16 protein-coding genes and 4 tRNA genes are annotated in these 21220 nt (G+C 41.1%); 3 read left to right on the top strand and 17 right to left on the bottom strand.

Annotated features, from left to right (window positions below; genetic code table 11):
- The first annotated feature begins 224 nt into the window (after positions 1–224).
- Both J7J00_RS23645 and pepT read left to right on the top strand, forming a co-directional pair.
- On the top strand, positions 225–1688 hold the full coding sequence (locus J7J00_RS23645; protein ID WP_214795105.1) for an alpha-amylase: 1464 nt from the start codon (positions 225–227) through the stop codon (positions 1686–1688).
- Between the two features lie 165 nt (positions 1689–1853).
- Positions 1854–3089 carry a peptidase T gene (pepT, locus tag J7J00_RS23640; RefSeq protein WP_214795103.1) on the top strand — a complete coding sequence of 412 codons (1236 nt, stop codon included), beginning with the start codon at positions 1854–1856 and terminating at the stop codon, positions 3087–3089.
- Between the two features lie 65 nt (positions 3090–3154).
- Here pepT and J7J00_RS23635 read toward each other — a convergent pair whose 3' ends face one another.
- Positions 3155–5224 carry a catalase gene (locus J7J00_RS23635; protein WP_214795101.1) on the bottom strand — a complete coding sequence of 690 codons (2070 nt, stop codon included), beginning with the start codon at positions 5222–5224 and terminating at the stop codon, positions 3155–3157.
- A 310-nt stretch (positions 5225–5534) separates the two neighbouring features.
- Positions 5535–6974, bottom strand: a complete 1440-nt coding sequence (locus J7J00_RS23630) for a DEAD/DEAH box helicase (RefSeq protein ID WP_214795181.1) — start codon at positions 6972–6974, stop codon at positions 5535–5537.
- Between the two features lie 305 nt (positions 6975–7279).
- On the opposite strand from J7J00_RS23630, the gene J7J00_RS23625 reads away from it, so the two are divergent.
- Positions 7280–7612, top strand: a complete 333-nt coding sequence (locus J7J00_RS23625; RefSeq protein ID WP_063234288.1) for a heme oxygenase — start codon at positions 7280–7282, stop codon at positions 7610–7612.
- Positions 7613–7673: 61 nt separating this feature from the next.
- Here the strand turns inward: J7J00_RS23625 and rlmN are convergent, their stop codons facing one another.
- The 15 genes from rlmN to J7J00_RS23550 all read right to left on the bottom strand — a co-directional run bounded on the left by rlmN (position 7674) and on the right by J7J00_RS23550 (position 20998).
- Entirely contained in the window at positions 7674–8741 is a 1068-nt protein-coding gene (gene rlmN, locus J7J00_RS23620; RefSeq protein ID WP_214795099.1) for a dual-specificity RNA methyltransferase RlmN, read from the bottom strand.
- A gap of 81 nt (positions 8742–8822) precedes the next feature.
- Positions 8823–9302: a 23S rRNA (pseudouridine(1915)-N(3))-methyltransferase RlmH gene (rlmH, locus tag J7J00_RS23615; protein ID WP_098370309.1), complete on the bottom strand. Its 480-nt coding sequence runs from the start codon at positions 9300–9302 to the stop codon at positions 8823–8825.
- Positions 9303–9679: 377 nt separating this feature from the next.
- Entirely contained in the window at positions 9680–9841 is a 162-nt protein-coding gene (locus tag J7J00_RS23610) for a CxxH/CxxC protein (RefSeq protein WP_065310847.1), read from the bottom strand.
- 175 nt (positions 9842–10016) lie between these two features.
- Positions 10017–11228: a S1C family serine protease gene (locus J7J00_RS23605; protein WP_214795097.1), complete on the bottom strand. Its 1212-nt coding sequence runs from the start codon at positions 11226–11228 to the stop codon at positions 10017–10019.
- 273 nt (positions 11229–11501) lie between these two features.
- Positions 11502–12296 (bottom strand): MBL fold metallo-hydrolase, encoded by a 795-nt coding sequence (locus J7J00_RS23600; RefSeq protein WP_076368488.1) that lies wholly within the window; start codon positions 12294–12296, stop codon positions 11502–11504.
- Positions 12297–12302: 6 nt separating this feature from the next.
- Positions 12303–13100: a two-component system regulatory protein YycI gene (locus J7J00_RS23595; RefSeq protein WP_214795095.1), complete on the bottom strand. Its 798-nt coding sequence runs from the start codon at positions 13098–13100 to the stop codon at positions 12303–12305.
- Positions 13087–14424 carry a YycH family regulatory protein gene (locus J7J00_RS23590; protein WP_214795093.1) on the bottom strand — a complete coding sequence of 446 codons (1338 nt, stop codon included), beginning with the start codon at positions 14422–14424 and terminating at the stop codon, positions 13087–13089. Before J7J00_RS23590 ends, J7J00_RS23595 begins: the two co-directional genes overlap by 14 nt.
- Positions 14421–16253, bottom strand: a complete 1833-nt coding sequence (gene walK / locus J7J00_RS23585) for a cell wall metabolism sensor histidine kinase WalK (protein ID WP_214795091.1) — start codon at positions 16251–16253, stop codon at positions 14421–14423. Before walK ends, J7J00_RS23590 begins: the two co-directional genes overlap by 4 nt.
- Before the next feature lie 5 nt (positions 16254–16258).
- Positions 16259–16966 carry a response regulator YycF gene (gene yycF / locus J7J00_RS23580; RefSeq protein WP_034316131.1) on the bottom strand — a complete coding sequence of 236 codons (708 nt, stop codon included), beginning with the start codon at positions 16964–16966 and terminating at the stop codon, positions 16259–16261.
- Positions 16967–17244: 278 nt separating this feature from the next.
- Complete coding sequence (locus tag J7J00_RS23575) at positions 17245–18663, bottom strand: peptidoglycan DD-metalloendopeptidase family protein (protein ID WP_214795089.1); 1419 nt, start codon at positions 18661–18663, stop codon at positions 17245–17247.
- A 411-nt stretch (positions 18664–19074) separates the two neighbouring features.
- Positions 19075–19147: transfer RNA gene (locus tag J7J00_RS23570), tRNA-Phe, on the bottom strand.
- Positions 19148–19176: 29 nt separating this feature from the next.
- Positions 19177–19252 (bottom strand) — tRNA-Asp (locus J7J00_RS23565).
- Positions 19253–19275: 23 nt separating this feature from the next.
- Positions 19276–19347 (bottom strand) — tRNA-Glu (locus J7J00_RS23560).
- 8 nt (positions 19348–19355) lie between these two features.
- Positions 19356–19431, bottom strand: a tRNA-Lys gene (locus tag J7J00_RS23555).
- 274 nt (positions 19432–19705) lie between these two features.
- Positions 19706–20998, bottom strand: a complete 1293-nt coding sequence (locus tag J7J00_RS23550) for an adenylosuccinate synthase (protein WP_214795087.1) — start codon at positions 20996–20998, stop codon at positions 19706–19708.
- Positions 20999–21220 lie beyond the last annotated feature (222 nt).

Below are 21220 nucleotides of genomic sequence, written 5' to 3'. Positions count from 1 at the left end.
TCCGGGTTATTCCTCCACGTTTGATTAATTTTTAACTTCTAATTAATATAAAATACCCTTATTTGGTATAAAATAGTAAAATAGAGAGGTAAATGAACCTCAATCAAGAGGGTTGTTCACTTGTTTATCAATTGAATTTAGGGGGTAAAGATTTCCATTATTACTTTATCCGATCGTACAGTTTCACTTTTGTTAAAAATGGGTCGGTGTCAGGGGGGAAACGGATGAAAAGAAATCATACGATGATGCAATTTTTTGAGTGGCATCTTGAGGCAGATGGTTCTCATTGGGAGAGATTGAAATTTGCAGCCTCCAAGTTGAAGGATATAGGAATTGACTGCGTTTGGCTTCCGCCAGTTACCAAAGGGCAATCCGTTGGAGATAATGGATATGGAATATACGACGGATACGATTTGGGGGAATTTGACCAAAAAGGAACAGTTCGTACCAAATATGGGACCAAAGATGAATTGCTGCAAGCAATAGACACTTGTCATAACTACGGACTTTGTGTTTATATCGATTTAGTCATGAACCATAAAGCAGGAGCTGACGGAACCGAAAAATTTGAAGTGATTGAAGTCAATCCAGAAAACCGTATGGAAGATATCTCAGAACCATTTGTAATGGAAGGCTGGACAAAATTCGATTTTCCAGGCCGTAAAAATAAATACTCTGATTTTAAGTGGAACCATAATCATTTTAATGGCACAGACTATGATGCCGAAAACGACAAAATGAGCGTATATCGAATCACAGGCGAAAATAAGCACTGGAATCAGCATGTCATCGATGAATTCGGAAACTATGATTATTTAATGTTTGCCAACATCGATTACAGCCTGCCAGAAGTTCGTCAGGAAATGATTAGTTGGGGAAAATGGATGGTTGATACGTTAAAGTGTGATGGTTTTCGTTTGGACGCCGTTAAACATATAGATTATGAATTCATCAATGAATTTCTCCAAGAACTCATTCCTTATACAAAGGAACATTTCTTCATGGTCGGCGAATTTTGGAAGGCGGATGTTAAAGCTTGTCAAACTTACTTAGAGCAAACCAAGCATGACCTCAACTTGTTCGATGTTTCCCTGCATTATAAATTTCATGAGGCCTCAAAAGCAGGAACAGACTTCGACCTCTCAACCATCTTTGATGATACCCTCGTCCAAACCAATCCGGCAAAGGCCGTCACTTTTGTCGACAACCATGACTCCCAGCCTCATGAATCACTGGAATCTTGGGTAAAGGACTGGTTTAAACCATCGGCATATGCACTTACCTTGCTGAGACTTTGCGGTTATCCTTGTGTCTTTTACGGGGACTATTATGGAATCGGCGGACCTTCTCCGGTGCCTGGGAAAAAGGACATTCTAGATCGCCTATTATATGCTAGGTATGAAAAAGCTTACGGAGAACAGACGGACTACTTTGATGATCCAAATACGATAGGCTGGGTCCGGCACGGAGTTGAAGAGCTAGAAGGCTCGGGGTGCGCCGTCATAATCTCGAATGGAGATCACAACAGTGAAAAAAGGATGTTCGTCGGTGAACATCGTGCCGGTGAAATCTGGAGTGATTTAACTTGTCATAGAGATGACCACATCACCATTGAAGAAGATGGTTTCGCGACCTTTCCCGTTCATGGGAAAAGCGTATCGGTTTGGGCCTTGAATAATCCACTCTAAAAAGGGAAAGCAAAGAACGGCATGTCATTTGCGGATATGCTGTTCTTTGCTGATGACACCACCCTTGAAGGTTTGGAAATAAGTCTGTATGTCACATAGGGAAAGATAATTTTTCCATTTCAATTAATCATGGTAAGATAAGGTAAAAAGGGAGCTGAAGGAAAAGTGAAAAATGAAATCATTGAAAGATTCACTTCTTATGTGAAAGTGGATACCCAATCGAATGAGGAAAATCCATCATGCCCCTCTACACCCGGACAGTTGACCTTGGCAAATGCATTGGTCAAGGAACTTCAATCCATTGGGATGAAGGAAGTGACAATTGATCAGAACGGATATGTCATGGCAACATTGCCAGCCAATTCAAATAAGGACGTCCCGACAATCGGTTTCTTGGCCCATGTCGATACAGCAACGGATTTCACTGGAAAAGATGTAAACCCGCAAATCGTTGACAACTATGATGGCAAAGATCTTACTTTACATGAAAAATTGGATGTCATTCTTTCACCTGATGATTTTCCTTCGCTTAAGAACTATATAGGGCATACCTTGATTACAACGGATGGGACAACCCTGTTGGGAGCAGATAATAAGGCTGGAATTGCCGAAATCATGACTGCCATGGATTATTTGATCCAGCATCCGGAAATCAAGCATGGAAAAATCCGTGTTGCTTTTACTCCCGATGAGGAAATCGGCAGGGGACCCCATAAGTTTGATGTAGATACTTTTGATGCCCAATTTGCCTACACCGTGGACGGTGGACCACTTGGAGAACTTGAATATGAGAGCTTCAATGCAGCATCGGCCAAAGTCCTGATCAAAGGGACGAATATTCACCCTGGTACGGCTAAAGGAAAAATGGTCAACTCGGCCAAAATCGCCATGGAATTCCATAATGAACTCCCAGTGGCAGAAGCACCGGAATATACGGAAGATTACGAAGGATTTTATCATCTGATTTCATTTCACGGTGATGTGGAAGAGACCAAGCTTTCTTATATCATCAGGGATTTCGACCGCCAAAAATTCAATGAACGCAAGGAATATATAACAAAAGTAATCGAAGATTTAAAAGAAAAATATGGTCAAAACCGTATCCAGCTTGAATTACACGACCAATACTTCAACATGAAGGAAAAAATTGAGCCCGTGAAGGAAATCGTGGATATTGCCCACGAAGCAATGGAGAAACTCGATATAAAACCGAAAATCTCGCCAATACGCGGAGGTACGGACGGTTCTCAATTATCGTATATGGGCCTGCCAACACCCAACATCTTTACGGGCGGGGAGAACTTTCATGGCAAATATGAATTTATTTCCGTCGATAATATGATCCTGGCCACCAAGGTGATCGTTGGCATTGCATCGCTTTTTGAAGAAAAAGCAAAGTAGCTTGATACGAAATGTCTTTATTGAAAAACCCCCCGACTCCAAGTCTGGGGGTTTTTCATCCAATATTAAGCGCGATTCCAGTGACGGTGCTTGGCAATTGCCTCGATAAAGGCAGTACCACTATTATTATCCGTAACAGCTACAATGCCTGAGGCTGGATCATTGGAAACGATGCCTGCCTTCGATAAGATCTCGGCTCCTTCTTTTCCTGCACCAATCGCTTTGAAATGATTGTAGGCTTCATCAACAAAGTAAATTGGTTCCTTGGATGCCTTTAAAGCATCAACACTCTCCTGGCCTCCTGCCACATATACAGCATCGAAAAGTACCGAATCGGCTGTCAGGAATGTCTGATTCACCTCGGCCTGCTGTCCTTCAGAACTTGTAATCACTCCACGATTATGACTGATGATTTCAGCCATTATCCCTGCAGATTTAAATGATTCCAAGACTTGATTAACCTCTGACCCGTTGAAACCATCTGCAGCCAAGATTGCCACTTTCCTTGTTGCGGCCGTGTTCACTTTCATTTGCTCCTGGCTTAAAGCCGGAGAAGCCAAATCCATTTTGACCTCACTTTTGTTGGCTGGAGGATTCACGCCCACCCCAATAGCGATCGTTTTAGCCAGTTCGACATCCACATTGCTGAACATCTCGACGATTTGCTGCTGAACGTCCTTACTTTTCACTTTTCCCACTTCAAAGTGGAAAGCCTGAATAATATGCTCTTTCTCCACTTCCGTCATGCTATTCCAAAATAATTTAGCCTGGCTGTAATGATCCTTGAAGCTTTCACTGCGTTGTCGGACCTTCCTGCCATCGACTTTTTCCTGGTAATGTGCATAGCCGCCTTCCTCTTCCGAAGCAGGTTCGGGAGAGTTGCCTGCAAGCGAATTTTTGTGGTAGCTGACCTGCCCTGGATTTATTGACATTCGGTGCATGCCATCGCGTTGATTATTATGAACGGGGGCAACCGCCCTATTAATCGGAAGCTCATGGAAATTCGGTCCTCCCAATCGGGATAGCTGGGTATCGGTGTAGGAGAATAAACGTCCCTGGAGCAGCGGATCATTCGAAAAATCAATACCCGGTACGACATGCCCCGGATGGAATGCTATCTGTTCCGTCTCTGCAAAAAAGTTATCCGTATTTTGATTCAAAATCATTTTTCCGATTATTTTCACCGGGATCTGTTCTTCCGGCCATAGTTTAGTAGGATCAAGGATATCAAAGTCGAATTTGAATTCATCTTCCTCCTTAATCATTTGCACGCCAAATTCAAATTCAGGATAATTTCCGGTATCTATCGCTTCCCACAGATCTTGTCGGTGAAAGTCAGGATTCTTCCCTGCAATTTTCTGCGCCTCATCCCAGACAAGGGATTTAACTCCCAGTACAGGCTTCCAATGAAATTTAACGAAATGGGCGACGCCTTGTTCATTTACGAAACGGAATGTGTGGACACCAAACCCTTCCATCATCCGGAAACTTCTCGGTATAGCCCTATCAGAAAGATGCCACATGACCATATGAGCCGTTTCTTCATTGTTGGCGACGAAGTCCCAAAAAGTATCATGGGCAGACGCAGCCTGAGGTATTTCGTTATGAGGCTCCGGTTTAACCGCATGGATTAAATCCGGGAACTTAATGGCATCCTGGATAAAAAATACTGGAATATTATTTCCGACCAAATCATAGTTTCCTTCCTCAGTATAAAACTTTGTAGAAAATCCCCTTACATCACGGACCGAGTCTGCCGATCCGCGGGAACCTGCCACCGTGGAGTAACGAACGAATACTGGTGTCTTAACTGAAGGGTCTTGAAGAAACTTGGCTTTTGTATATTCGGCCATCGGTTCATATACCTGAAAATATCCATGAGCACCAGATCCACGGGCATGGACAATCCGCTCAGGAATACGCTCATGGTCAAAATGAGTCATTTTTTCCCGGAAATGAAAGTCCTCCATCAAAGTTGGACCACGTGTTCCCGCTTTCAAAGAATGCTCATCCTCAGAAATACGCAAACCTTGGTTAGTCGTCATCTTTTTCCCATTATCGTGCACTCGATATTGATCCAGCTGTTGCTGCTTACTTTGCTCATCGATTCTTCCGTTTTCATTTGATTTTGTCATCCCACTCATTCCCCTCCATATCTAAGTATTCAGATTAAATCGTGTTGTATGTATTTACTTGATTCGAAATAATTGCGTTATCCTTCCTCATATACCACCTATTTTGACGGATAAACAGAATTCAGAAAAAGAAACTCCACATTTTCAAAACAGAAAAATCAATCCAGTGAGGACGTATTAGGTCGAATTATTTTGAAATTTGTTGAATTCTTCCCGTCCCCAGTTTTGAAACACTGGGGACGGAAAAACATAAAAAAAGAAGCGGAAAGACCGATATTTCGGTCTTTCCGCTTCTTTCATTCAATACTTTTTAGTTCTTAAAAGCCTCTGAAACCTTCAAAAGTTTTCCTTTTACTTTCGTATTTTTCATCACTTTCAAGACAAGCGGTCCCTTTTCATTCAATATTTCCACATAAGAAACATTATCCTGGATCGTAATGATCCCGATGTCCTCTGCATTCACTCCATCAATCTTTGCGATGGTTCCGACAAAATCTACAGCCCTGATTTTCTTTTTCTTGCCGCCATTAAAATACAGCTTCATGATTTGTTTATTCAATTGTTCACTTTTATCTTTTTTGATTTTTGGACGAGCTTCCAGTTTCGCTTCGAATTCCATTTTTTTATTGGAGATTTCCTCTTTTGAAGGAACAGTCATCTTAGGGATTTCAAAACCGATATATCCTTGAATCTCAGCAAGGAATTTGTCTTCGTACGGCGTCACAAAAGTAATGGCTTTTCCTTTTTTACCGGCACGGCCCGTTCTTCCAGTTCGATGTACGTAACTTTCCTTTTCCATTGGCAGGTCATAGTTAATCACATGGGTTATATTGTCGATGTCAATTCCACGTGCAGCAACATCTGTCGCAACCAAATAGCGGAATTCACCTCTTCTGAATTCATTCATCACTGCAAGGCGATCTTCCTGAAGCATGCCGCCGTGTATCATATCACACGGATATTCCAGTTCCAGCAGCTGTTCACATACTTGGTCTACCCTATCTTTCGTCCGGCAGAAAATGATGCAGCTATCGGGGTTTTCCGTGATGGTGACGTCTCTAAGCAGGGAAAACTTATCGTCTTCCTTCACTTCTATAAGAGCATGTTCAATCTTCTCCGTCGTTACACCCTTTGCTTTGATTTCAATATCCAAAGGATCTTTCATATATTGCTTGCATAGCTTTTTTATACTCTCAGGTAACGTAGCAGAGAATAGCATGGTTACTCTATCTTTCGGAAGCTCTTTAATAATGGCTTCCACTTGTTCAATGAAGCCCATATTCAGCATTTCATCGGCTTCATCAATAACTAAATGGGTTAAGCGTTCCAAGACGAATGTCCCTTTCTCGATATGATCCAGGACACGCCCCGGGGTTCCGACGACTACATGGCTTTTTTGTTTCAATTCCGCTTTTTGCAGTGCGAATGGATGTTTTCCATAAACCGCAGTAGCCTTTATCCTTTTAAATCTGCCTATATTCGTAATATCCTCTTTTACTTGTACAGCCAACTCACGTGTCGGTGTTAAAATAAGCGCCTGAGGCTTATTCTCCTCCCAATCGACCATTTCGCAGATCGGTATGCCGAATGAAGCGGTCTTGCCACTTCCCGTTTGGGATTTAACGACAAGATCCCTCTTTTCCAGCGCCATTGGTATCACCTCACGCTGTACTTCTGTTGGACGTTGATATCCCAAGCTTTCTAATGCCCTTACAATTTCATCGCTTAATGTATAATCAGTAAAACTCATTTCATTCATATGATAGCCTCTTTTGTTATTTAGTATGTTGCTTTATTGTTTCCATAATCGTAATTTCCTTATACAAGGTTCTATTATACGCGATATGCATCGATAAACCTTGTAATAACCAAATTCAATTGCCTTATTTCAATATAATGAAACATCCGTCTTCACTAAAACAATGGTCATCTGGATATCATGATCTGAGTTAATCAAAATGGACCCTGATTCTTTCAATATGCTAAAATATGTATGATACAAAAGCCTAAATAGGGTGTAGTTTCTAAACCGATGTCCAAAGGGAGTGCTGATTTATGATAATCGTAACGAATAGAATCAGAGTCAAAAAAGGGATGGGTGCAGTCATGGCACCAGGATTTACTGCACCAGGTCCACTTGATACTACGGAAGGCTTCGTAAAAGTAGAAGTATTATTAACGCAGAATTTGTCGGACCACGATGAACTGAGCGTAAATATGTACTGGGAAAACCTTGATAACTTTACTGCTTGGAGAAATAGTGATGCATTCAAGGCTGCACATAAACGGCCTGAACCAGGTTCCGGTGAAGCAAAAAAAGAATCTCCAATTCTAGGCAGCGAGCTTACAACGTATGAAGTCGCCTCGGTAAAGGAAATAGCTAAATAATAAAATCATGCCAAAGAGGCTGCGAAATATGCGGCCTCTTTTTGATGTTTTCTCTTAGTGATTACTGGGCTTCAGCTTTCTTGATTTGCTTGCTTCTAAGCTGGCCGCAAGCTGCATCAATATCCGTTCCATGTTCTTGGCGGATTTTACAATTTACGCCTCTCTTTTTCAGCGTATCATAAAACGAGAGAACGGACTCTTTTTCACTTCTTTGGTATTGACTATGCTCATCTACAGGATTGTATGGAATCAGGTTGACATAGAGCCGATGTTTTTTGTCCTCAAGAAGATTGGCGAGTTGCTCGGCTTCTTCTTGGTGGTCATTGACATCTTTCAATAGGATATATTCAATCGTAATTCTCCTATTCGTTTTCTCTAAATAATAATCAAGAGATTTCATCAATTTTTCTATCGGAATAGCTCGGTTTATTTTCATGATTCGTGTCCTGAGTTCATTATTCGGTGCATGCAATGAGATGGCCAGATTCACCTGTAATTGGGTATCGGTGAAATCATAAATCTTATTGGCAAGACCGCTCGTCGAAACAGTAATACGCCTAGCAGCGATAGCAAGACCCTTATGGTCCATGAGTACCTTCAAAAAGTCTATCATATTATCAAAGTTATCGAACGGCTCACCAATACCCATTACAACAACATGGCTAACAACATCCCCTTGTTCCAATTTATCCAGATGCAGTTGAACGTTCATGATTTGTTCCACTATTTCGCCGCTGGATAAATCACGGCTTTTGGCCAATAATCCACTGGCACAGAAACTGCAGCCAATATTGCAGCCCACTTGGGTGGTGACACAAACCGAAATTCCGTATTTATGCCTCATCATGACGGTTTCGATAAGGTTTCCATCCTGTAATTTAAACAAGAACTTGATTGTTCCATCCGCTGATTCTTGCTTTACGTGCTCAGTCAAAGTCTGGATGACAAAGTGCTCTTCAAGTAATTTTATGCACTCTTTATTAACATCCGTCATTTCAGAGAAATTCGTCACACGTGTTCTATAAAGCCACTCCCAGACTTGGGAAGCTCTGAATTTTTTATGGCCATGATCCGAAAGCCATGATGTCAATTGTTCGAATGTTAAACCATAAATGGACTCTTTATTCATTCGTTACCCTCTTTTCATTACATTAAGATTTAATATTTTAACCCATTAACCTTACGGGGGATTTCCCCGGAATTAGTTCCATCATTTATGATATGGTTCATTTCTATTTATCCGAAAAGCCCGATATATTTGCTCCACTAGAACCAATTTCATTAATTGGTGCGGAAAGGTCATTTTCGAGAAGGAAAGGGCATAATCACTTCTTGATAACACCTCAGTGCCAAGCCCAAGCGACCCGCCTATAATAAAGGCAATTTTGCTCTTTCCATAGGTGGCGAGCTGATCCAAATGAGTGGCCAGCTGCTCTGAAGTAAGCTGTTTTCCATTGATTTCAAGCGTTATTACGTAGGTGTCCGGGCTGACTTTCGCCAGGATTCGTTCACCCTCCTTTTGCTTTACAATGTCCATGTCCGCTGCACTCAGGTTCTCCGGAGCTTTTTCATCCGGTACTTCGACAAGTTCTATATTAGCATAGGCGCTTAACCTTTTTGTATATTCAGCAATTCCTTGCTTTAAGTATTTTTCCTTTAGCTTGCCAACAGTAATAATCGTTATTTTCATATATATCCTCTAGCTTTCATTATGTTTTTACTATCAATTGTTGGATTTGCTCACCTATTATCATACCTTACAGTGACCTATAAGCAAAACAAGCATATCCTTTCCAATTTTTAATGCTTTTAAAATAAAAACCGCTGCCCCTGAAAGTGGCAACGGTAACCTTCATTTTTTTTAATGTGTATTGAAGAAATTGGGCTGGACTTAGTTCTGATCCGATAAAGAATGATGTTGCTTATTCGTACAACCAAAAGCTTGAATCTAAACCATTCCACCCGCCGCTTCATTTTTCGGAAAATGTTAAGAACAGGTTACAAACATGTTATCCACAAAAGTTATCCACATATCCACAAAATCTATCCACATCTTGTATGGGAATATTAGTTCCCTACTAGATATATTGCCACGTTTCGACAATATTCACAGGTTGTTGATAACTGATTTTCTTCGGGAACCAGCGTTAAAACAGGATAGGTTTCACATTCGTATACCACTTCATCCAGCGCCATGTCCACGTGTTCCTGACAGCAATATAATTTCATCTTTCATATCTCCTTTCCCACTCATTATTCCCGTACTTCTATTCCCAATTATCCACAAGTTACTTGAGATCTTTAATCTAAGTATATATCCACAGGTAATCGTAACAAAAAATAAGAAAATCGCAAGGAAATAGAAAGGACAGGAGGCATTTTTTCCCCCTGTCCTTTTGTGCTTTTAAATTTCGCTGCTTGAAAGTTTGACTTCCGTAGTTTCTTTCTTTCCGTCACGGTAATAAATGATTTTAACTTTATCACCGATTTTCTTTTCGTTGTAAAGGTATTTTCGTAATTCCACAACGTCATGAATTTTTTCATTATCCATTCCAACAATGACGTCAAATTCCTTCAATCCTGCTTTGGATGCTGGAGAGTTGCTTTGAACCCCTGTTATTGCAACGCCAGATGTAACTTTTCTTGGTAACTTTAATGTATTTTGTTGATGGTATTGGGAAATCTCTTCTACAGATGCCAAATTCACACCCAAGAAGGCACGTTTCACTTCACCAAATTCCTCTATATCATTAATAATCGGTATAACTGAATCGATCGGAATGGAAAGACCGATTCCTTCCACTGCATTTTCCGCAATCTTCATCGAATTTATTCCGATGACCTGCCCTGACATATTAACGAGTGCCCCCCCGCTGTTACCTGGGTTAATCGCCGCATCGGTCTGGATGACCTCCGCATTCCAATCCACTTGTCCGTCCTCATTGATATCCACCTCTATCGTCCGCTCCAATCCGGAGATGATCCCTTGTGTGACCGATCCAGAGAATTGGAGGCCTAATGGATTACCAATGGCAATTACGGGCTCCCCAGGTTTCAATTTGCTGGATTTTCCGAATTCAGCAATGGTTTTGATTTTATCACCATTCACGACAACGACAGCTAAATCTGTCCATGGGTCACTACCTTGTAGTTCAGCTGGCAATTTAGTGCCATCACTTAATGTCACTTCCAGTTCATTAGCGCCTTCAATGACGTGATTATTCGTGACGATATAGGCTTTGCCCCCATCTTTTTTGTAGACGACTCCAGAACCAGTGCCGGCTTCTGCCGAACTGTCCTCGGCGTTGCTCCCTTGACCCCAGAAGTTTGTTTTCTGAATGTTAGTGATCCCGACCACTGCGTCGCTGGCCTTATCAACAGCATTGGTGACAGCACTTGTTACATCAAGAGTAAGGTTTTGCTGGGACTGCTTTGCAGGCTCATTCTCCGTTGATTTCCCCGTTGTAATTTCGTTATCATCGTTATTTAACAGCCCACTTCCCGGTAAAATAAGTAAGGCCCCGATGATGACGCCCCCCAAGCCTGCTAGAAAATAGCCCGTATAGCCTCTTTTCCGTTTATTTTGGTTCTCACCATTCTGATCATAATAACCCAAGACCGCCCCATCCTCTCATTTTAGGAATAAATTATAGCAATTCTATTGTTTGGTATCCTCTCTCAATTATACTCAATTACCGAATTTTTTCTAAAAAAATGAATGCTTTTATTTAAGGGGAAACGTAAAATTGACTAGTATACAGCCATTTTCCTTTTACCTATACAGTTCTAACCAAACGGTACCCCTTTTAATCCGATTCGTAACTTACGAACTGAAATTTTTAAAAATAAAAAAGGAATGAACAAGGTATCCCTCATCCATTCCTTTTATTTATAACGTAACAAGTTCCGTTGGTCTTTTCGGGTCTGTATCATATAAGGAAAATTGTTCGCCAACGATGATTCCCTTTGTCTTTAACGTCTGTTCCACCGACATTCTTGCTAGATCCTTCATATTGTTATCAAGGCTTAAGTGGGCCAAGTAAATCCGCTTGGTCTTATCACCAGCCACTTCACTCATTGCAAGGGCAGCGTCTTCATTACAAACATGTCCGACATCGCTTAAAATCCGGCGCTTGATGCTCCATGGATATTTTCCCATCCTCAGCATAGACACATCATGGTTACTTTCAAATACGTAAGCATCGGCATTTGAGATGATTCCTTTCATCCGATCACTTACGTACCCTGTATCGGTAATGACCACAAGTTTCTTATCCTCATGATGAAAGACGTAAAACATCGGCTCTGCCGCATCATGTGAAACGCCAAAAGATTCTATATCAAGACTGCCGAACGTTTTAACCTGTTCCATTTCAAATGTGAATTTTTGTTCGGTTGCAATTTCACCGATTGATCGATCCATGGCATTCCATGTTTTTGCATTCGCATATATCGGGAGTTTATGTTTTCTGGCAACCACGCCAAGACCTTTAATATGGTCGCTGTGTTCATGGGTAACAAGGATACCGGATAGCTTCGACATATCACGGCCTATATCCTGAAACAATGCTTCCAGGGCTTTACCGCTTAAGCCGGCATCGACAAGGAAAGATTGATCCTCCGTTTCCACGAAAAAGGCATTTCCTGTACTCCCGCTTGCGAGAACACTAAAATGCATTGTCATCTTTACTCACTCCAGTATTTTTTCTTCTGTATTCAATTCAATGACCTCTCCATCAAAAGCATTCACGAAGAGATCCGTTTCGTCATCAATGACCACCCACCATGTTGGCACAAGTAAATGTGACACAGATGTCGTCTGCAGCGAATTGTAAAAGCCCAGTTTTACATTCGTAACTTTGCTTTTGGGATCAATATCACCATTATCATACAATTCTCTAATGGCAGTTAAAGCAGATACCAATTCTTTAGGTTTATTGAATTTTTCGATCCCCTCTAAATACATCTGTTCGTAGGAAACGATTTCACCCTTCTTGTTCAGATATAAAGTGACCTTCCCCTTACTATTATTATAAAACATCTTTTTATCTGCCACTTGATAGCAGATGATGGTCTGGTTGATTTCATCATAGCTCCAAAAATGATACTCACTTCCATTTAAAATATACTCCTTCAGGAATATATCAAGGTCTGCAGCATTAATTTCCGCTTTCATGCCAACCGGTATCTTAAATGTACCCACAAGCTTCTTATCATCGATAATTTTTGCTTTTTGGTTTTTCAGGTGCTCAATATCCTTCTTCTCGAAATTCTTGCTTTGGGCAATCAGGAATTGATCCTTCAACTTTTGTTTCGGAAGTAGGGCTTCTATTGAAATCTCATCTTCTTTCAACAGTTCTTCCGTTGAGGACTCCGTGAAACTTTCATATTGGGAGTCATTAATCTTTTCCAGGAATTGATAAAGAAGAAAAATATTCAAAATGAAGAAAACCATGATGAAAATCGACTTTGTATTATTCCAATCCACTTTGATCGCCTCCCGTATCTTCTTCAAAAGGCACCATAAACCATTTATCGCCGATACGATAATACCAAGTGGGATCGAGTGTAACTAGTGTTACAAGTTTGGAATCCAGAGATTTATCCAGTTTATAGCCAATCGAGATGTCCTCCACGCTTTTGAAATCGATATTATCTTTCGATTTCAGCTTATTCAATACTTCTCTACCACTTTGTAAAGTCTTTACCGATTCTTCTGACGGGAGGACTGAGTCAAGTGAAAAGTATGGGCGGTCATAGCTATAAATTTCTTCTTTCCCCCAAATTTGCTCGATTTCTGTCATTCCAGATTCATTGAAGGCCGGATAACCATTTACGAATAAGCGGAATACCACTCGTTGTTGATTCTCCGACATATAGGCAAAGCGATAATTGTTATCTTCCCAACCGTCATGATCATTGATGAAATCAATACTTTTTTGCAAAAGGTCACTGGGACTGCCAAATAACTTGCTCTTTTGTGCCGGATTGATATAAGAAATTAGGTAATGATCTTTATTGACCGTCATAAGTCTTGTTCCATCCGTGTATTCCTCACCGACCGAAACGGAGTCCTGGCGTACGAACTTCGGAAAAATAAATAACGCATTTTTCAAGTTTCCAATATCCAAATAGTCAATATAATATTCAAGTCTGTTGATCTCCACTGGCTTTACCGGAACGAACAGCGTCCTTTTGCTGTTTATGGTTTCGGCTGTGTATTCAGGGTGCTTATCGTATGAACCCCTATAAAATGAATCCATGAAATTCCTTAGTTTTTTAGAGTCGACCATCCCTTGATAAATCTTCTCTTGATCGTAGGAAACAAAATAAACGGCAGATTCATTACCACTGATATCCTTTTGTTTAATGATGATTCGATCGAATGAAAATCCAGGCACTTCCTTATCCGTTATATTCAATACCGTTTTATAAAGAGCGATGGGTATATCATCGGAAAATTCGATTTCAATCGACCCATCTTCATGGACAAAATCGTCAAATTTCCTTTGCAGCCTTTTTACGGATACCTCTTTTATGTCGCTGAAACGCCATTGCGAAAATTCTTTTTCCATTTCATTTATTTCTACCGGATTGGAAGTCTGGAAATGCTGTCCATTGCCATGGAAAAGGATACTGACTGGTTTAATGACATCACTGACAATCTGGACATCGCTTTTAATCTTTATAAATTCCGACGATTGTTCAAATGGATCATATTCAGGCTCGTATGTCCAAATGCTCCATGTCAAAAAAATGCTTGTCCCGATCAAAATAACCAGTATGATGCTTTTTGCACGTTCAAAATTCATGACCAATCATCCTCTTCTTCCTGTTCGTAAGGAAGTGTAAAGAACACAGTAGTTCCTTTTCCATCCACACTTTCCGCCCATATTTTCCCGCCATGCGCCACGACCATCTCTTTTGCAATCGCTAAACCAAGCCCTGTCCCGCCTAAGTTACGGGCCCTTGCTTTATCCACACGATAGAAGCGGTCGAATATTTTATCAATGACGTTTTTCGGGATACCCACTCCTTGATCTGTAATGCTCACAATGATAAAGCCATCAGATGCCCTGACGCGGAAAGTCACTTGACCCCCTTCAGGTGAGTACTTTAAGGAGTTGGAGATTACATTATAGAGAACCTGGGTGATTTTATCTTCATCAATATCCACAAAATAAGCTTCCTTCGGCAAATCACGTTTAAACGTGATGTCATCATTTTTCGTCATTTCAAAACGATCGATGATGTGGTCATAGAATTTATTGAAATTCACCCAGCCCGTTTTAAGCCTGTAATCTTTACTGTCCATTTTCGAAAGCTGTAACAGATCATTAACAAGCCTGATCATTCGCTCCGTTTCATTTTGGGTCACGCTTAAAAAGGATGGAGCGATTTCCTCGTCCTTCCATGCACCTTCAGCCAATGCTTCCAGGTAACTTCTCATCGTCGTTAACGGTGTTCGCAGTTCATGTGATACATTGGCAACAAACTCCCTGCGTTCGCTCTCGATTTTTTCCTGCTCTGTTATGTCATGCAAAACAGTAATCAAACCATTGACGAATCCCGTTTCCTTTTGAATGACCGAAAAGTTCCCCCTCAAAATGAAAGGCCGATTTTTTTTGCTGTAATCAAGGATAATGGACTCTCGCTCTTCCAGTAAATCCTCAAATCTATATTCTTCTTCAAGACCTAAAACCTCAATGATCGGTTGGTTCATGACGGTTTCACTCGAGACATTCAATAATTGTGCCGCCGGTTCATTAATCAAGTTCACCCGACCACGCCTGTCCGTTGAAATTACGCCATCCGTCATATTGGAAAGTACAGAAGAAAGCTTGCGCCGCTCTCCTTCTGTGCTTGATTGCGACTCTTGAAGCTTTTTGGTCAAATTATTGAAAGTGACGGCAAGCTGGCCAATTTCATCATCGCCATATACCCTAACTTTTCTGGAGAAATTCCCTTTCGCCATCACCAGGGCCTGTTTTCTCATATCGGACATTGGCCTTGTGATCGTTCGTGCGAGCAGGATCCCCAAGATGGCCGTAATGACTAGGGCGATGGCCGTACCTGTCATGAAGATACTATTGATTTCATCCATCTGCTCAAAGACATTTTCCATCTCTGCTATTACATAGACGGCGCCAATGACCTCCTCATTTGCTTCAATGGGTGTCGAAAGTACCCAGAGCCGCCTGCCTGTTTTCTTGTCCCGAAATACATCACTATCTTCTTTTCCATAAATGAGTGTATTTTTAATAAGGACCTCTGTTGTCTTCTTCCCTACAATATCCTGGTTACTTGGGGCTGAAGTTCCGATCACACGTCTGCTGCGGGTGTCGATGACACGTACTTCCGAAATATCATTCGATGAATTATCCCGGTCTTTCAATATCGTATCAATCGCTTCTTCGAGGGTCGGATCTTCCTCTCCCCTCTCTTTTTCCATTTCCTCACCAATACTGTAGGTAAGCAGGTTAACGTGACCTTTAATTGATTTCGTAAAGTTCCCGACAAGATTTTCTTCCAATTCCCCAACAAAATATACCCCGATTATTTGCATTGCTACGAAAATGAGCAATACATAAATCAGAACAAATTTAAAATGAATTGAGCGAAAAAAACCAACCTTTTTCATAGAAACTACTCCTGTTCAGGGTTACGCAGGTAATAACCGACCCCTCTTCTAGTTACAATCCAGCCAGGATGGCTTGGATTGTCTTCAATCTTCTCACGAAGACGTCTGACCGTTACATCGACCGTCCGCACATCACCAAAATAATCATAGCCCCACACGGTTTGTAATAAGTGCTCCCTTGTCATGACCTGACCGATGTGCTTCGCTAAGTAATGAAGCAACTCAAATTCGCGATGCGTTAATTCAATCGTATCGCCCCGCTTGGATACCACATAGGCATCCGGATGGATAGTGAGCGTTCCTATCGTAATTTCCTTCGGTTCATTTTCTTGATCGGGAACTGGAACAGCTTGCTGACGTCTTAGGTTCGCCTTAACTCGGGCAATTATTTCCCGGGTACTAAATGGCTTTGTCACATAGTCGTCTGCACCAAGCTCCAATCCTAAGACCTTATCAATCTCTGAATCTTTTGCCGTTAACATGATGATCGGCGTTTCATACTTCTTCCTTACTTCCCTGCAAACTTCCATGCCATCGCGCTGCGGTAGCATGATATCAAGTAAAATCAAATCGGGTTGCCGTTCTTCTACCATTTTGAGGGCTTCATTGCCATCATAAGCACAAAAAACTTCATAGCCTTCTTTTTTCAGATTGAATTGTAATATATCAGCAATTGGCTTTTCGTCATCCACTACCAGAATCTTTTTATCCATGTACTTATCTCCTTTTTAATAACTGAACTGAATCTATTAAAAACCATGTCCTTATCCGGGACCTTATTCACTTTTCCTTCTGCTTGCACAACCCGGCAACCTAGTTTTAGCAAAGTTACATATATATACCCAGTAAAAGGGGCTGAACACCGGAATGAAAGCAAATTGTCTCTATTCTACTTTATCATTTTATAGGCATTAAATCACCTTTTTCCTATTATTCTCATCTATGTATGAAGCAAAGAAGTCTTCGAATAATTTTCGAAGACTTCCATCGATTACTGGCTTATATAGTTTAGCGGATTAACGAGAGACCCGTTTTTATATATTTCAAAGTGGAGGTGGACACCGGTCGAGTTACCTGTTGAACCCATCATGCCAATTTTCATGCCTTTTTCAATCTTTTGTCCTGCTTGTACATCTATTGAATCCAAATGGGCATATACTGTCTTATACCCGTTATTATGATTGATCGTTATCTTATTTCCATATCCTCCGGAGTTTCCGGCAGTTTCGATTATCCCATGATCTGCTGCCGTTATCGTCCTGGTGGCTGGCCGGGCAATATCTATACCTTTATGCAGTTTCCCCCAGCGCTGACCCTGCTTACTGGAAATATAGCCCCCATCTGCAGGCCAGGAATATGTACCGCTGCCCTGTGAAGGAATGACCTTGGTGCCTTTTCTGGTGATTTCTGTTTTGGCTTTTTCCGTGACTTCTTTTTTTGCGATCGTTTCACTGATTTTCTTTCCATTTGTTTCGGATACATTATAGGTGAACGCAAGAATCCCCTCATTCCCTATTTGTTCAGTAATGAGCTCGCCCTTTGGAAGTTCGTCATCCTCCTTCACTTTCTTTTCAAAAGGAATCCTCTCTTCCTTAAATACTTCTCTTTCTACCATTACGTTCACATAGGGGATACGTTGGGTCACAGAGAGACGCTCGCCCTCTTTTACACCTTTGTTCTCATCCTGTCCCGGATTTAGCTCCAGCAGTTGATCCAGGTCCATATCATGGCTAGTGGCAATGGCTTCAAGATCCTCATCTTCCTTAGCCTCATAGCTCGTCGTTCCTTCCTTTCCTTCTTCAATCATGGAAAGGGTTTCATCGACGCTCTTGATTTCGTCTGGATATACCATTGTCTCTTTAAACGTGACTGGAAGTGAAAATTCGATGTCCAGAATTCTACTTCCTGGCTCTTTTAACGGATCCGCATCTTTTTCACTTTCCTTTTTACCTGATTCATATTCAGCGTATTCCTTTTCATTCACATATAATAAAGTGATTTTCTCCAAAACGTCCTCGGCATCTTCCTTTGACGCAACATAAGCGACCGCCTGATTATCTATGTCGATTTCATAAGCCTCTGCCTTCACATTCAACTGATCTAGAATCCCCTTAACAGTCTGATCCTCTTTTACCTCTTCATCGAATACCTCTTCAGGCACAAACGTCAGCTGTGTCTCCTTTTCGAATGTTAAGTCCGGATAATCTTCCTGTGCTTCATCTACCTTATTGGCTACGATCTTTTCGATTTCCGTTTCATCCGTCACACTTCCGACGAACTCATCGTTAAGATAAACATGCTGTATGGTTGCAGTATCCGATATCCCAGCAGCAGTTGCCCGATTTCCTGCAAGCATTAAAATGACGGAAACCATCAACAGGATGATCCCCTTGCCTTTTGAGCTAAACATATATTGTCCTCCTTAACGGCTCAGTCACCAATTAAGAAACTAATCAATTTTATTTTGAGATTTATTAGTCCAATTTAAATATCCGCATGCTTATGACTGATTTCTATAATGATTTTTATCACTCATAACTCTACCATATTAAGAAAAAAAACAAGAAATAGACTTCATAATGTAATGGAACTGTATAAATCGTGACAACATGTACCAATAAATATAGGAATGGGGAAAGTTCAATAAACTGCAGAAAAGGGAGTTGGCCTAGGCCCAGTAAGGTTAAAGGCGAGTAATAAACCAAATTGGTCGAAATTGGTATGTTACAAATCGTTAACAATCTATTAACAAGATTTCATTCAAAATACATCTGGACGCAAAACAAAAAAACGCCCTAAAGGAAAGGCGTTTATAAAAGGATGGCTCAGGACGGAATCGAACCGCCGACACAAGGATTTTCAGTCCTTTGCTCTACCGACTGAGCTACTGAGCCAAATATTCTATTTTAGAAAAAAAATAAAATGGCGGTCCCGACGGGAATCGAACCCGCGATCTCCTGCGTGACAGGCAGGCATGTTAACCGCTACACCACGGGACCAGTAAAGCATTTATATAAAGAAGTGACCCATACGGGATTCGAACCCGTGTTACCGCCGTGAAAGGGCGGTGTCTTAACCGCTTGACCAATGGGCCGGAAAAAATGGTGAGCCATGAAGGATTCGAACCTTCGACCCTCTGATTAAAAGTCAGATGCTCTACCAACTGAGCTAATGGCTCGTACTAAGGAAATGTTTCTTTTCAGGATGTTAACTTAACATCCGTATCTTTTTAATGGCTTGTTCTATTGTGACGACGCTTTTGATAATATCATGGTTTATATAGTTTAGGCAATAGTTTTTTGAAATAAAATTATTTTTTTCTTATATTTTTTCATTTTCCAACAGTTTAATCCATTCATTGGGTATCCCGGACCTTCCGAACGTGACATATAATGCATGGATGTTAATAACGAAAGAAGAGCCGGCAAAAAAGCCAGCTCCTTTTTCAAGAATTACGCTAGACGCCAAGGGCTTCTCACGACATTTGTTTGGTTACGGTCAGGACCAACAGAGAAAGTGGTCAAAGGAATGCCTACCAATTGAGATACGCGCTCTACATAGTGGCGAGCGTTCTCTGGAAGCTCATCCAATGATTTGCAACCTGTGATATCTTCTGACCAGCCTGGTAGTTCTTCATAGACTGGTTTACATTCGCCAATCGCTTTCAAAGTCGCTGGAACTTCATGAATGATCTCGCCTTTGTATTCATAAGCCACACAAATTTTGACCGTATCAAGACCTGATAATACGTCAATTGAGTTCAATGATAAATCGGTAATCCCGCTGACACGGCGAGCATGGCGAACGACAATAGCGTCAAACCAGCCTACACGACGCGGTCTGCCTGTAGTTGTACCATATTCACGGCCAATTTCCCGGATTTGGTTGCCGACTTCATCATGCAATTCTGTAGGGAAAGGACCATCGCCCACACGGCTTGTATATGCTTTACATACTCCAACCACATGGTTGATTTTCGTAGGACCTACACCAGAACCGATCGTAACTCCACCTGCAACCGGGTTAGATGAAGTGACGAATGGGTATGTTCCTTGATCGATATCAAGCATGACACCTTGTGCCCCTTCGAATAATACCCGTTTTCCTTCATCAAGTGCGTCATTCAATACAACGGATGTATCACAAACATATTTCTGCACTTGTTGTCCGTACTCATAGTATTCTTCCAAGATATCCTCGATTTTGAAACCTTCCGTTTCGTAGAAACGTTCAAACATACGATTTTTTTCGACAAGATTTTGAGACAATTTTTCCTCGAAAATTTCACGGTCCAAAAGGTCTGCCATGCGGATTCCGTTACGAGCAGCTTTGTCCATATATGCAGGGCCGATTCCCTTTTTAGTCGTTCCAATTTTGTTGGCGCCTTTACGGTCTTCTTCGACTTCATCCAATTTGATATGGTAAGGAAGAATGACATGTGCACGGTTTGAGATACGAAGATTATCCGTACTCACCCCATGGCTATGTAAATAAGCAAGCTCCTCTACAAGAGCTTTTGGATCAACCACCATACCATTTCCAATGACACAAATCTTATCACTATAAAAAATCCCTGACGGAATTAAATGCAGTTTATAGGTAACGCCGTTAAATTTTATTGTATGCCCTGCATTATTCCCACCTTGATAACGAGCGATGGCTTCCGCATTCTGGGATAGAAAATCTGTTATTTTACCTTTACCTTCGTCTCCCCATTGTGTACCGACTACTACAACTGATGACATCTGAATAAAGCACCTCCAAAGGTTCACGTAATACCGATCATTTTAACCGGTTCTTATCAAACAAACCTATTTTATCAATAATCCAAACTGGAAGTCAATACAAAATCCGAACAATACACTTTTCAATAAATACTTTGTTCGTAAATATGAGAAAATTCTTTCAGGCTTTACATTGGGTTTTGGATTGTCAATCATTATTGTACCCTTTGATTTCTTTTTCTA

This window comes from Bacillus sp. ISL-4 (assembly GCF_018613275.1).
Taxonomy (GTDB): Bacteria; Bacillota; Bacilli; order Bacillales; family DSM-1321; genus Peribacillus; species Peribacillus simplex_E.
Note: the sequence above shows the minus strand (reverse complement) of the source record. Positions and strands in the feature narration are given on the sequence as shown.

Coding starts and splice junctions, on each gene's coding strand:
- J7J00_RS23645 (WP_214795105.1), top strand. CDS start 225: ATGAAAAGAAATCATACGATGATGCAATTTTTTGAGTGGCATCTTGAG.
- J7J00_RS23635 (WP_214795101.1), bottom strand. CDS start 5,224: ATGACAAAATCAAATGAAAACGGAAGAATCGATGAGCAAAGTAAGCAG.
- J7J00_RS23630 (WP_214795181.1), bottom strand. CDS start 6,974: ATGAGTTTTACTGATTATACATTAAGCGATGAAATTGTAAGGGCATTA.
- J7J00_RS23625 (WP_063234288.1), top strand. CDS start 7,280: ATGATAATCGTAACGAATAGAATCAGAGTCAAAAAAGGGATGGGTGCA.
- rlmN (WP_214795099.1), bottom strand. CDS start 8,741: ATGAATAAAGAGTCCATTTATGGTTTAACATTCGAACAATTGACATCA.
- rlmH (WP_098370309.1), bottom strand. CDS start 9,302: ATGAAAATAACGATTATTACTGTTGGCAAGCTAAAGGAAAAATACTTA.
- J7J00_RS23610 (WP_065310847.1), bottom strand. CDS start 9,841: ATGAAATTATATTGCTGTCAGGAACACGTGGACATGGCGCTGGATGAA.
- J7J00_RS23600 (WP_076368488.1), bottom strand. CDS start 12,296: ATGACAATGCATTTTAGTGTTCTCGCAAGCGGGAGTACAGGAAATGCC.
- J7J00_RS23590 (WP_214795093.1), bottom strand. CDS start 14,424: ATGAATTTTGAACGTGCAAAAAGCATCATACTGGTTATTTTGATCGGG.
- walK (WP_214795091.1), bottom strand. CDS start 16,253: ATGAAAAAGGTTGGTTTTTTTCGCTCAATTCATTTTAAATTTGTTCTG.
- yycF (WP_034316131.1), bottom strand. CDS start 16,966: ATGGATAAAAAGATTCTGGTAGTGGATGACGAAAAGCCAATTGCTGAT.
- J7J00_RS23575 (WP_214795089.1), bottom strand. CDS start 18,663: ATGTTTAGCTCAAAAGGCAAGGGGATCATCCTGTTGATGGTTTCCGTC.
- J7J00_RS23550 (WP_214795087.1), bottom strand. CDS start 20,998: ATGTCATCAGTTGTAGTAGTCGGTACACAATGGGGAGACGAAGGTAAA.